The 13,084-nt window shown below is 51.4% G+C and carries 10 protein-coding genes; 4 read left to right on the forward strand and 6 right to left on the reverse strand.

Annotated elements, in window-relative coordinates; genetic code table 11:
- Nucleotides 1–37: 37 nt before the first annotated feature.
- Together mtrA and HMPREF1255_RS02965 are read right to left on the reverse strand one after the other, a co-directional pair.
- Nucleotides 38–742 (reverse strand): MtrAB system response regulator MtrA, encoded by a 705-nt coding sequence (gene mtrA / locus HMPREF1255_RS02960; RefSeq protein WP_036916805.1) that lies wholly within the window; start codon nucleotides 740–742, stop codon nucleotides 38–40.
- Between the two features lie 92 nt (nucleotides 743–834).
- Nucleotides 835–1,395 (reverse strand): YqgE/AlgH family protein, encoded by a 561-nt coding sequence (locus HMPREF1255_RS02965; protein ID WP_024110734.1) that lies wholly within the window; start codon nucleotides 1,393–1,395, stop codon nucleotides 835–837.
- Nucleotides 1,396–1,483: 88 nt separating this feature from the next.
- Here HMPREF1255_RS02965 and HMPREF1255_RS02970 point away from each other — a divergent pair, with 88 nt between their 5' ends.
- Nucleotides 1,484–2,773 (forward strand): DUF2254 domain-containing protein, encoded by a 1,290-nt coding sequence (locus HMPREF1255_RS02970; RefSeq protein WP_024110982.1) that lies wholly within the window; start codon nucleotides 1,484–1,486, stop codon nucleotides 2,771–2,773.
- Nucleotides 2,774–2,814: 41 nt separating this feature from the next.
- Here the strand turns inward: HMPREF1255_RS02970 and add are convergent, their stop codons facing one another.
- Genes add through HMPREF1255_RS02985 form a run of 3 tightly spaced genes read right to left on the reverse strand, consistent with a single transcriptional unit; the run spans nucleotide 2,815 to nucleotide 7,039 of the window.
- Nucleotides 2,815–3,810 (reverse strand): adenosine deaminase, encoded by a 996-nt coding sequence (gene add, locus HMPREF1255_RS02975; protein ID WP_024110891.1) that lies wholly within the window; start codon nucleotides 3,808–3,810, stop codon nucleotides 2,815–2,817.
- A gap of 8 nt (nucleotides 3,811–3,818) precedes the next feature.
- A complete protein-coding gene (locus HMPREF1255_RS02980) occupies nucleotides 3,819–5,579 on the reverse strand; it encodes an adenine deaminase C-terminal domain-containing protein (RefSeq protein ID WP_024110705.1) in 1,761 nt (586 codons plus the stop codon).
- 32 nt (nucleotides 5,580–5,611) lie between these two features.
- Nucleotides 5,612–7,039 (reverse strand): cytosine permease, encoded by a 1,428-nt coding sequence (locus HMPREF1255_RS02985; RefSeq protein ID WP_024110842.1) that lies wholly within the window; start codon nucleotides 7,037–7,039, stop codon nucleotides 5,612–5,614.
- A gap of 344 nt (nucleotides 7,040–7,383) precedes the next feature.
- Here HMPREF1255_RS02985 and HMPREF1255_RS02990 point away from each other — a divergent pair, with 344 nt between their 5' ends.
- From HMPREF1255_RS02990 to HMPREF1255_RS03000, 3 genes are all read left to right on the forward strand, one after another.
- The gene (locus tag HMPREF1255_RS02990) at nucleotides 7,384–9,213 is read left to right on the forward strand and encodes a BCCT family transporter (RefSeq protein WP_024110516.1); all 1,830 of its coding nucleotides are present in this window, start codon (nucleotides 7,384–7,386) and stop codon (nucleotides 9,211–9,213) included.
- 155 nt (nucleotides 9,214–9,368) lie between these two features.
- Entirely contained in the window at nucleotides 9,369–11,069 is a 1,701-nt protein-coding gene (locus tag HMPREF1255_RS02995) for a dihydroxyacetone kinase family protein (RefSeq protein ID WP_024110905.1), read from the forward strand.
- Nucleotides 11,070–11,087: 18 nt separating this feature from the next.
- Nucleotides 11,088–12,131, forward strand: coding sequence for an alcohol dehydrogenase catalytic domain-containing protein (locus HMPREF1255_RS03000; RefSeq protein WP_024110628.1), 1,044 nt, complete (start codon nucleotides 11,088–11,090; stop codon nucleotides 12,129–12,131).
- A gap of 197 nt (nucleotides 12,132–12,328) precedes the next feature.
- On the opposite strand, the gene HMPREF1255_RS03005 is transcribed toward HMPREF1255_RS03000, so the two are convergent.
- The gene (locus HMPREF1255_RS03005; protein ID WP_024110807.1) at nucleotides 12,329–12,973 is read right to left on the reverse strand and encodes a molybdenum cofactor guanylyltransferase; all 645 of its coding nucleotides are present in this window, start codon (nucleotides 12,971–12,973) and stop codon (nucleotides 12,329–12,331) included.
- Nucleotides 12,974–13,084 lie beyond the last annotated feature (111 nt).

Genomic DNA, 13,084 nt, shown 5'->3' on the forward strand with positions numbered 1-13,084 from the left:
ACCAAGGGTGGTTTTAGGCAGTCTGAAAAACGAAAAATCAGGTTTGAGAAGTCCCACCGGCCCGGTACCCAACTCCACGAACGGTTAAGACGATCACTGGATTTTCCGGATCTATCTCGATCTTTGAACGGAGCCTCTGCACGTGCACATTGACTAGCCTGGTGTCTGCCGCATTTCGATAGCCCCACACGTCTTCGAGAAGTTTCTGACGACTAAGCACCTGCATCGGATTGCTCGCCAAAGCAACCAGCAAGTCGAATTCGAGGGGGGTCAGATTAATCTGCTCTTCTCCCCTAAAAACGGTGTGACTCATAGTGCTGATTTCAAGGTCACCGATTCGAAGAATGTCCCTAGAAGCGTCAGAGTTATCGCGCAGCCTTGCCCGAATCCTCGCTAGCAGCTCCTTAATTTTGAAGGGTTTAGAAACGTAGTCATCTGCCCCAGCCTCAAGGCCTCTTACGACGTCGTTGGTCTCATTTCGGGCAGTAAGCATGATGATAGGGACACCGCTTTCGGATCGGATCTCCCTACACACTTCAATGCCATCCTTGCCCGGAAGCATTATGTCTAGAAGAACTATCTGCGGCGAATGCTCTCTAAAATCAGCTACCGCCTTGCTTCCGTCAGCGCACCAAATAGTGCTGAAGTCTTCCTGACGCAAAACTAATTCGAGCATTTCGGCAAGCGCAGCATCATCGTCGACGATCAAAACTTCAGGTCGCGTTTCCCCTAACTGACCCATTTTTCCTGCTTCCGTACGACTGATAGAGCTTGCCTCGACTTCTTTCAAACGGCTACTTAATCCTAGCCAGTTTTGACCGATAACATGAATCCTTAGTTCATCTGAGGGTCTGCAGTCCAGCTCGCCATGATGCCGAGGCTGCCGCCCTGCCTGCGAAGAACGTTTCTCCACAGCTCCTCTGGCTTGGCAGTGAAAATATCTCCAGGATGCGACTGAACTATCTGCCACATCTCGTTTTCGATTTCGTCTTCTAACTGCCCCGGACCCCAGCCTGAGTATCCAGCAAAAATTCTTAGTTGCTGGTAGGCGCCTTCGACTAACTCGACTGGCGTATCTAATTGTAAGAGCCCCAAGTCGCCTGAGATACGACGCCAGCCAAGAGGGCTGGTTTCGGTTGAGTTAGCTACTGCCAAGCAGACGGCGCCATCAGGAGATACGGGGCCCCCAGAAAATAGGTACTGAGGCGGATTTGTTAAATCTCGCCACAGTGGAATCACGCGGTTCAGATCAATATTGCTTACCTTGTTCAAAACAATGCCGAGGGCACCTGTTTCGTCGATATCGATTATCAAGACCACGGCATGGGTGAAAAAACCTGCATTTGTTGATGCGTCAGCCACCAACAGACTGCCAGGTTTTATCACTTTTGCCATATCTAAAGGCTATCTCAACGTTCTAGCAATCCACTGGTTCTACAGATGAAGAAGCCCTCGTCGTTACATTTCTAGTTACTGTTGTGACATGAGAGTCATTTTTAACCGCGTTCGCCAGTTCTTCAGTTCAAGGTTGTGGACTTGGCCTTTATTCATGGGAATCTTGGCATTATGCCTGGGTAGTTTTCTTGGTTCCCTGCACCTTCCTGAAGACGGAGTCCTTGCAGAATATTTATGGCCGGGTTCGGCATCATCTGCGGCCGACATGATCAGCATGATCTTCTCTACCGCGTTGACTGTCCTAACCACGACGATTTCGATGACTTTGATTGTGCTTCAAGTGGCGAGCGGAAATTTCTCACATCAACTGCTGAGAGACTTCATTCAGTCTCGCGCAGTTCGCGGGATTATATCGGTCTATGTATTCATCATTTGCTTCTCAGTTGCGGCTTTGCGCTCGATTCACACGTCAGATATCGATAGACCTCCGCAGTTTGCAGTCGCGGCAGCAATTCTGCTCATCTTCATCGCCGTCGTCACTTTCATCTGGTACGTAACAAGAGTTGTCGAAATGGTTCGGGTTGATTCGGTAATCCGAACCTCGATCGATAAATCTGCTCAGGTTGCCCACAAAGTAGAGAAGGAACGTAGGGAAAACTTAGAACGCCCATATGTTCCTGAACGCGCCCGTACGGTGACATCTAACGGGTTTGGCTATATCCAATCGATAGATGTCGATCATGCATCGCAATGGGCAAGGGAAAACAATGCGACAATTGTTATAGATTGCCGTCCCGGAGATATGGTCATCATCGGCATGTCCTGGGCAAGGTATTGGTTCGAAGAAGATAGAGAGGACACTCCCGATTTACCCGAAGTCATCTACCTAGATGACGGTAGAATTTCCGGCTCTGATTACACCCTCGGACTGAGGCAGGTGTTGGACATTGGTGTACGAGCCTTAAGCTCTGGAGTTAATGATCCGACTACTGCCGTTCACGCTTTTGGTCAGTGCTCAACGATTCTTAGGGACCTAGCTGAAGATCCTATTTTTCCGGAAGTCAGGCGTGACGATGACGATCGGCTATTGGTATGGGCAGCAGCGAGAAGATTCGACGAAATTCTTGAAGATTTTTGCGGTGAAATCAGAAGGTACGGTTCCCACGAACCTCTCGTATTGATTTCACTTCTCCAAGTTTTAGAGTCGGTATACGAAGTTGGTGACAAGCAAATCAAGGAAATGGTTTTGGCACAGCAAGAACGAATCATCGCTGCTGCTAAGAAGAAAATCGAAGATCCAGTAGACCTTCAACATGTTTTAGACGCTGCCTGGGAGGAGGATCTACTAAAAGATCCCCCACCAGATTGCGGAGTATAAAAAATTTCCCCCGAGATAATTCTCTCGGGGGAAATTTTGTTTTAGCAGGATTTAATCTCAGCTCGGATCTCTTCCTTAAGGCTAGGAGATGCCCAAGAAATATCAACCGCGTTCAAGCAGAGCAGCTTGAGGAATTCTTCGTCGCTGCCAAGCTCGTCTGCCACTAGCTGCAGGTTCTCACCAATGTATCCACCGAAGTAGGCGGGATCATCGGAGTTGATGCATACCTTAACGCCCTTGTCTGCTAGCTCTTTGACCAATTTGATCTTCGAGCCATCGGAAACCCATGTGTTTGAGATTGGGCAGCTGGTCAGGCCAATCTTGTTATCTATTAAGTACTGGACATACTCCGGGTTTTCGATCACGTTCGTGCCGTGGTCGATGCGGTCGACCTTGATCTCCTCGATCAGTTGACGAATATGTTCGATGGAATCCTTAATGTCCACGTCGGCGTGCATCGTCAGCAGGAAGCCTTCCTGACGTGCCCTAGCGAAAACATCGGCAAACTTGTCGGGAGCATTTCCGGTCTCGTCAGAATCGAGGCCGACGCCCACAATCCAGTTTTTGTAATCAAGAGCCTGCATCAAAGTGGCCATCGCAAATTCCGCCTGGAAATCGCGAAGGAAGCACATGATAAGAGCCGACTTGATGCCCAGGTTCTTTTCTGCGTCCAACTGAGCACGGTGTAGACCTCTGATGACCGTGTCGAATGAAACGCCACGACAGGTATGGGCCTGCGGATCAAAGAAAATCTCGACGTAGCGGACGTTCTGTTCGGCAGCCTTAGCTAGGTATGCCATCGCAAGATCGTAGAAGTCTTCGCAAGTGCGAAGAACGTTCATGCCGTCGTAATAGGCGTCGAGGAACGAGGCAAGATCATCGAAGTCATAAGACTCACGAACCTCGTCCGGAGTAGATTGAGCGAGCTTGATGCCGTTGCGTTCAGCGAGTTTGAACTTGAGTTCTGGCTCAAGCGTGCCCTCGATGTGGAGGTGAAGCTCAACCTTCGGAAGCTTCTGTACGAATGATGAAATCACTATTACTCCTACTTGCTTTCGATTACTGGGTCCGCAACTACAAACTTAACGCAATCGATCAGGCCGAGGTCGGTAATCGCCCATTCGGGGATGGCAGTAATCGAAAGGAAAAGCAGCTGGCCAAATGGTGAAGGCAGATCGCTGCCAAGCTCGTCACGGGCGATGCGATCCAACTCACGCTCGGCCTTCGACATTTCTTCAGCTGGAATGTCAGCAACGATTCCGGCCACCGGAAGCGGAAGGCTCCCGATAACCTTGCCATCAGCGACAGCAACTTGTCCGCCGCCTAGCTTGGCGACCTCGTTAATTGCCAAAGCCATGTCTTCAGCGTTCGTTCCGGCAACCACCACGTTGTTGTCATCGGGAGAGTTGGATGTCGCGATCGCACCCTTCTTGATGCTGAATCCGTTTATGAACGCAACGGGGAGATTGTCTGTTTTTCCGTAGCGCTCTGCGACTGCAACCATGATGGCGTCCTTTTCGACATCCGGCTGCACAACTCCATCTACGATGTCGAGTTCGATCTGCGCGCCTGGACGACGGAAGGCCACGTCCTTGCTCAGGACAATGGCCTGAACGAGAGCCTTCGATCCTTCAGCGGTTACCTTAATTCGAGCGGGATCGATCTCCTTCAACTTAAATGTGTCTGCCACAACAGGGGTGCGCTCAGGAGCAACAGGAGCCTTGAGAGACTTTCCGTTTTCTGCGACAAATCGACCGGCCGTCATAACCTTAGCAGGACGGAAGTCGTTCAAATCGTCGACGAAGAGAATATCAGCGAAACGTCCAGGAGCGATAGCACCGATCTTGTGATCGAGCTTGTACATGCGGGCAGTGTTGATGGAGCCCATCTGAATTGCCTGCATCGGGGTTACGCCACACTCGATCGCTAGCCGAACTACGTAGTCCAGATGGCCACGGGTCAGAACGTCGGTGGATGTGATGTCGTCAGTGCAGAAACCGACTCGATCGCTAGGAGCACCCATCTCGGTGACCAGCTTGATGTTGTCCCGAAGCATCGGAGCTGCGGTGGACTCACGAATGATGATGTCGATGCCGTTACGCATCTTTTCCAGCTCTTCTTCCGGAGAGTAAGACTCGTGACAAAGCACAACTCCGGAAGCCGCATACCCAGCAACTCGGCGAGCATCAACGAGAGGAGCGCAGCCGAATGCGTGTAGACGGTTCTTTTCGGCAAGATCCATCGCAGCTAGGACGTCTTCATCGCCGTCCTCAACCATCTCTTGGACCGTTTCCCACAGGCCGACGCACTCTGGCATGTCCTGAGCGATCTTGTGATCCTCCGCCTTAAATGGAAAGCCGACGTTGGATTCCGGAATGGTGTATGGAGCCTTGGCGGGTGCGCCCCACCAAACGTGCATGGAAGACTTTTCTGCCTCTGCCAGGAATTCTTTAACTCCGTCGATGCCGGCAGCAACCAGAACTTGGTCTAGTCCTGAGATAACGGAGGTTGTTCCGTAACGCGAAACCATATCGGCAAGCATCGTCACTGACAGCTTGGAGCATTCGATGTGCAGATGTCCGTCGATAAGGCCCGGGGTCAGGTAGCGTCCTTCGGCATCGATGATTTCGGTATCAGGGCCAAGCTGAGCGGAAACGTCGCCAACTGCGGCTACACAGCCATCAGCAATTGCTACATCCGCCGGATAGATTTCACCGGTCAGAACGTTTACCAACTTACCGTTCTTAATAATTTTTTCTGCGTGTGCCCTACCGTAGGCCACATCGAGTAGTTGCCTGTTCGGCATTTTCTCCTCCTTGCACTTTTCGGATGCGTTTTCTACGCGAGTCCCAAGTTTTTGTTTTTGTTAGAGGCATTCAGCACCCAGTAGAGGATTCCACTTGTCAGAATACCTGTTGGAATTGCAAGATCGGCTGCAAAAGATGGGTTATCAGGCGACATCGCCGCTGCGATCGGGCCAATGAAATAGCCAGTATTGGCAAACAGCGCAGACACGATCATGCCGACGATTAGGGCGATGAAACCAGAAAATTTCACACCTCCGCGCCCCCAATACGGCCCGCCCGACTCATTCATTAGGCCTGCAAGATCGTAGTTTCCGCGACGCATAATCCAATCAACCAAGTAGACACTTACCCAAGGTGCCAACCAGATGCTTAACGAGCCAACGAAGGCGCTAAGCAGTCCGTAGAACGAAGACTGGGCGACTGCGAAGCAGGTGATGAGTATGCAAATAATGGAGTCGGTAACCACTACGACCGGACGCCTAGCGGGAATGCCAGCAGTCTGAAGGTTCAGCGAAGACGAATAGAGGTTAGTCCCGTTCTGCACCATCAAGCCGAAACCGACCAAAAGCAAGAATGGAACGGAGAATCCAGCCGGCAAAATTGCAGGAACCGCGAGAGGATCGCTGAGATCCACCTCCGGACCAACCGCAACAGTGGCCATTGCTGCGCCTAGGCTCTGGAGCAACATGTACGGCACGAAACCGCCGAGTGCGGCCCAAGTTCCGACAGCCGTTAGCTTTGTATTTGCCGGAAGATATCTAGAGAAGTTAGATCCCGAGCAAGCCCAGCTCAGTCCACCAGAAACGATTACAAAGCTAACAGCGCTGATGACAGAGGCAGATCCTGCTATGCCCTGCGAAGCTGAAATGTCTGCCTTGGGCAAGATCAGAACCGCGAGAATAACGAAGGCGCAAGCAAAAATGATCGTCGCGAATTTTTGGGCTGCCATCAGGAAGTTGTAGCCAATCAAAGGAAGCAGCATCTGGATGAGACCGAGTACGACGATCAAACCAACCTGCAATCCCCCGCTAAGCTGAAAGCCAAAGATGCCTAATAAAGCGGCAATTGCGTAGTAGACCAGCACTAAACCTGCAGCTTCGAAGCCAAGCAGCATTAACCAGGAGAACAGGCCGTTCACCCTTGCCCCACGGGGCCCTAGGCTGGAACGACTGATGGTCATGTTGGTGGTGCCGGTCTTCGGGCCCTGCAGCGAAGCCAGAGCTAAAAGTGGGTAAGCAAGAAGATTACCGATAACGATCGCAATGATCGCCTGCCAGAAGCTCAATCCGAAAAGAATTACGAGAAGCGCACCGTATGAAACAGTAAAAATATTCGTGGTGGTTCCGGCCCACAGAAAAAATAGGTCTTTTGCTTTTCCGTGACGAAGATTGGTCGGTACTAGATCGATGCCCTGCTGATCGATACCTGAGGTGGTCTCTTGGGCGATGGGATCTGACAAGTTGTCTCCTTATTTCCTAAAGGTGCCCAGCCGAACTGGGTTAGGATCCGTGGCAAATTCTATATATCCAAAGATCTCCAAGCAACTCACCGATGTTTAAGCCGTTTTCAGCAAACCAACCAAATTTGCTTATCTGTTAAACCAAAAATATCGCTTACGCTTTAGCACGCATCCAAAAGGTAATTAATTAAAGATTAGGGATAGTCGATCATTTCGATTATTCGGTTTTCTCAGCACAATGAGAATAGGGATGTTCTTACTTTTCAGTAACCAAACCGCAAATTAACGCTCTCTGATTAGACCGGTCTTTGCGGCAAGTGGCTTGGGCACGAGAAGATAGAAACATGACAAAGGATAGTTCAGAGGAAAATTCCGAAACTAATTCCAATCGTGAAAGGTCTTTAGAAGAAAAAGATTACACAGTAAGCAAGCCGCTAGATGCATCTTCATCTGCAACTTCGGAGCTTGCAGCGCTGCTATCTGTTGAGCAGGAAATCAACACTTCAGACTTTGATGAAGAAATCGAGATTGCCGCAGAATCAGGGGAAGCTAAACTCTCCTGGCCCGTAGTCATTCCCGCTCTAGCACTTACTATCGCGGTTGTGGTTTGGGGTCTAGGTTTCCCCGAAAACTTCTCTCACACTGCAGACGTCGCATTCACTTGGCTGCTAGACAACTTAGGTTGGTCGTTCGTATTCTTCGGCACGATCTTCGTAATTTTTGTCTTCGTCATTGCTCTATCTAAATTCGGCGCAATCCGGCTTGGAGCAATTAACGAACAACCAGAATTCACTACGAAGTCGTGGATCGCGATGATGTTCGCAGCCGGTATGGGCATTGGCCTGATGTTCTTCGGTGCTGCGGAGCCACTTAATTTTTATCGCGACGGCATCCCTGGCCACCAGCCTAAAGAGGTGGCTACCGCATTGGCTCAGACCATGTTCCACTGGACGCTGCATCCCTGGTCCATTTATGCGATTATCGCCCTTGCGATTGCTTATTCAACATACCGGGTAGGACGTAAGCAGCTAATTTCTGCCGCTTTCACTCCCCTTATTGGAGAGAAAAACGCAAACGGAGCTCTAGGCAAAGCAATCGATTCGCTTTCCGTCTTCGTCACCATCTTCGGCACAGCGAGCTCCCTTGGTGTAGGCGCTCTGCAGATTCGTGCTGGACTCAAGGCCTCAGGGTTGGTCGATAACCCAGGAATGGGACTAATCATCGGAATCGTGTCCGTCTTGACAATTGCCTTCTTGATTTCGGCTATGTCTGGCGTCGGTCGTGGAATCCGAATGATTTCAAACGGAAACATGGTGCTCGCTTCCCTGCTAGCCATCTTTGTTTTCGTTGTTGGTCCGACTGTTGCCCAGCTGAATTTGCTGCCGACAGCTTTGAACACCTACATCCAGAACTTCTTCGAGATGGCTAGCCGCACTGGAGCTTCTGCCGATGGCACGGCCGGAGAATGGCTGTCGGGCTGGACCATCTTCTACTGGGTTTGGTGGATGTCTTGGTCTCCGTTTGTTGGCATGTTCCTGGCGCGCATTTCCCGCGGCCGTTCGATTCGAGAGTTCTTGCTAGGCGTCACTTTGGTGCCTGCAGGTGTATCGACCATTTGGTTTGTCGTCTTCGGTGGCACCGCCATCTGGATGGAGCAGAACGGCCAGTCTGCATATGGCGAAGGAACCACTGAAGAGATCTTGTTCAACGTTCTCCACAATCTTCCAGGCGGCTTCATCGTCGGTATCGTGGCGGTTCTGCTGCTAGGCATGTTCTTCATCACTTCGGCAGATTCGGCTTCAACGGTTATGGGCTCCATCTCTCAAGATGGACGCGTCAACGCGACTCCGTGGGTCAGCGGCCTCTGGGGTGTCGCCACTGCACTGATTGGCCTGACCATGCTGATCTCTGGCGGCGATGAGGCGCTATCAAATATTCAGAACGTGACCATCGTGGTTGCCTCACCGTTCTTGTTGATTCTCATTGGTTTGATGATCTCGACGGTTAAGGATCTTTCCAACGACGTCATCTATCTAGATCACAAGGAACAACAAGAGTTTGCCCGTAACCTCGCGATCGAGAGGCGACATGCGCGAGAAAGGGCGCAGAGGGCTAAGTATCGCGAAGAGCACAGGCTTCGTCTTCGCTCTCCGATTCGTAAGCGCAAGCATTAAATATATGAGGCTCGGCTAAACAAGCCGAGCCTCTTTTGCTTATCGATTTTTGCTCTTTTTGATTGTGGTAATTGGTAAAATTTTTTAGGGGCCAAAATAGGCAACGAGGCCTGGCGGCCTCGCTCTAAATCCCGGATATCACACAGGAGTGATCAATGACTTATTTGGTAAACAATGAGGAAGATTTCGCAAAAGAAGCGGTAGAGGGATTCGCCGCAGCTTACGAAAGTTATGTTCAGCCCGTCCACGGTGGCGTTGTACGAGCTACGACCAGCCCGAAAAACGAAGTCAGCATCGTGGTTGGCGGAGGCTCTGGGCACTACCCCGCCTTCGCCGGGTGGGTAGGGCCCGGTATGGCCCATGGTGCCGTATGCGGCAATATTTTCTCTTCACCTTCTGCATCGCAGGCAAAATCCGTCTGCAAGGCTGCTTCTAACGGAGGCGGCACCCTGATTCTTTTCGGCAACTATGCAGGTGACGTGCTTCACTTCGGCAACGCTGCTCAGCAGTTGCAGGCAGAAGGCCAAGATGCGAGGATTTTCGCGATCACTGACGACGTGGCCTCCGGTACACCGGATAAACATCTTGACCGCAGAGGAATTGCAGGGGATCTTTTCGTCGTAAAAATCGCGGGAGCCGCAGCGGCTGCGGGCAAATCTCTTGACGAAGTGGAAGAAATCGCAAAGCACGCCAATGACAGGATACGTTCCCTTGGCGTGGCATTCACCGGCTGCACTTTCCCCGGCGCTAAGGAACCTCTCTTCGAGGTGGAGCCAGGGACTTTTGGACTTGGGCTGGGAATCCACGGCGAGCAGGGCATCTCTAGTCACGAGATGATGAGTTCAGACGAAATCGCAAAGATGCTAGTCGACAGTCTCTTAAAGGAAGAACCTGCTCGCGAAAACGGATACGAGGGTCGCGTCGGTGTTCTAGTCAACGGCCTTGGCGCCACCAAGTACGAAGAGATGTTCGTCTTTTACCGCACCGTCAAACGCCTGCTCGAAGAGCATGGACTAACAATCGTCGCTCCTGTAGTTGACGAACAGGTTACGTCCCTAGACATGGCAGGTCTTTCGGTAACGCTATGTTTCTTAGACGATGAGTTAGAGGAGCTATGGCTAGCACCTGCCGACACGCCTGCTTTCAAAGTCGGCAATCTGAAGTCTTCTAACGAAAAACGAGTTGTGGAGGAAGAATCCGCTGAGAAGATCGAGCCGGGGTCTGCAGAATCTGCAGCACAATCCGAGATAGCCGCGAAAATCTTCGCTGCCTTCGAGAAGAAAGCACGAGAGACCGAAAAAGAACTTGGCAAAATGGATGCGGTTGCCGGAGACGGTGACCACGGTCAAGGCATGGTTTTGGGAACTACCGCCGCCGCTAAAGCCGCAGCAGAATGCGTCAAGGCTAACGCTGGTTTGAGAACTACCCTTGCTCGGGCCGCTGCTGCTTGGTCCGAAGGGGCAGGCGGAACAGCGGGCGCTCTGTGGGGCAGTGCAATCGCTAAGGCGGCAGGCAAACTCTCTGATACCCAAAAGGTAAGTCTCCAGGATGTAGCTCAGGCCGCGATTGTTGCGGCCCGTTCCTTCCACGAAATGGGTGAAGCAGAAGTCGGTGACAAGACCATCGTCGACGCGGCTTCCCCATTCGCTGATGCGCTTGAGGAAGGCAATGCAGACGAACTCCCAGAAGTTTGGAGGTCTGCAGCCGCAAAAGCGGCACAAGCGGCTAAAGAAACGGCGAAGTTCGTTGCTAAGAAGGGCAGGGCTCACAACCATGGGGAGGCTTCGATAGGCACCGCTGATCCAGGAGCGACTTCGTTCGCGATGCTGATGAGTGTCGTTCCAGAGTTTTTATAACCAGTAGGAGATATTTCAATGCGTGCAGCAACGCTGAATGCACCCGAAGACCTGCGCCTGGTAGAAAAAGACAAACCGAAGCCCGGTAAAGGCGAGGTGCTGCTAAAAATCGAAGCTAACACCATGTGCGGCACCGACTACCGGCTTTACACCGGGGCAAAGACGTCTGGCGTAGATTACGGCGTGGTTCCTGGTCACGAGATTGCAGGACGAATAGCAGAAATTGGTGAAGGCGTAGAGGAGATCCAGCCGGGCCTCAAAGTTGGTCAACAAGCCACGGTTTCAATCGTCGTCTCGTGCGGTCGTTGCGACAATTGTCTGAAAGACCGGGAGCACCTCTGCTCGGATTTGGAGCTCTTTGGTTACGCAATTGACGGTGGCCTTCAGGAATACATGCTTGTACCCGAAAGAGCCCTGCGCAGAGGAAACCTAATCACTACGAACAAGGAGCTAGATCCGAAAGCGCTTTGCCTGGCGGAACCTATATCTTGCTGCCTCAATGGTTTAGACCAGTTCAAGGTTAATTTGGGTGACGTAGTAGCTATTCTTGGCGCCGGCCCTATCGGGCTTATCCATGCGCAGTTAGCGCGATCCAGCGGAGCAAGCTATGTGTTTGTTTCTAACAGATCAGAGACCCGTCGGGAAGTCGCCGATAGGGTTGGCGCTGTTGGAGTTAGCCCGGATGAATTAGACAGCCGCGTTAAAGAAGTTACGAACGGTGCTGGAGCGGATGTCGTTATCGTCTGCATAGGCGCAACAGAACTAGCACAAGATGCTTTGGAGCTGGCAAGAGACGGCGGACGGGTTAACTACTTTGCGGGCTTCCCGAAAGGATCAACTTCTCAAATGGAGCCGAACCTGATCCACTACAAGGAACTGCAGGTAACCGGAGGATCTAACGCAAGACGCAGGGACGTCAAGCGCGCCATTGAAGTGCTCGAGTCCGGAGCAATCGACGTCGACGAGATAGTGACACACACTTTCCCCTTGTCCAAGGTGCACGAGGCCTATCAGGCAGTCGCCGATCGAATCGGCGTGAAGATAGCTGTCATCCCCGACTAAACGAATTTAGGGTTCGTAGTTGAACTGCTCCCCATTAGTTGGACTGAGAAAATCAGTTATCTACTAGTGGGGAGTATTTCTCCGTTGTGCCTCTCAGCTTTTTGGAGAAGGACTCCCCTGATAGATTCATCACGATTTTCCTGGGTCTCGCCTGATAAAAATCTGTTACGTCGCTAACCGAGACCTGATTTAGCGGATTAAAAGACTCGCCACTTTCTTTTGGTGAGTAAATCTGCGAACGCCCGAGCGTCTTCTGGGGTATCCACGTCCATGCACAATCCCCTGCTATCTGGAACCAGACAAACATTTAGCTTTTTGAAAGCAGAATGAATCGACCGGTTTCGCTCGTACTTAATCGAACGCAAGGCGCCCATGCTATAAACCCCATGAGCGAATTGGGGCCAGCCATCGCTCGAAATAGGTGCAACACCCGCTAGCCGTAAATCTGCTGCGACGCTTTTCTTCTGACTAATCAAAGTACCTAGCAATTCGGGGATAATTAACGTGGCCATTGGAGCATCGCAGGTAGCCAAAGCGACGAGGCTATCGTCTTCAAGATCGCGGAGTGTCTCAACCGCGGCTCCGATACCCGCCAACGGCCCGCCAAGAGGAGGATCTTCCAACGTCTTTGTAACGTGATCCGGAAGTTCGACGCATTCTGGTACGACAGCTATAACTCGACCTGAAAAACCAATTACGTCTAGCTGGTTGAATAAGAGGTCGATCAGTCTGGTTCCTTTGACGCGATAGTCGGGTTTAGAGACTCCCCCTAGTCGGCTAGCTGTTCCGCCTCCAAGCACGACAACGCTCGCAACATTGCAGATCTGCCTGGTAACACCCACGGTTTCACCACCTTAAAATATATAAAAGCAAGTCTAAATCGATAACGGTAAGGCACCTGGTGTTACGCGTGAAGAACACGGGCGCAATCAGGCATCTTGAACGTGAGAATA

The sequence above is a fragment of the Propionimicrobium sp. BV2F7 genome, from assembly GCF_000510445.1.
GTDB classification, from domain to species: Bacteria; Actinomycetota; Actinomycetes; order Propionibacteriales; family Propionibacteriaceae; genus Propionimicrobium; species Propionimicrobium lymphophilum.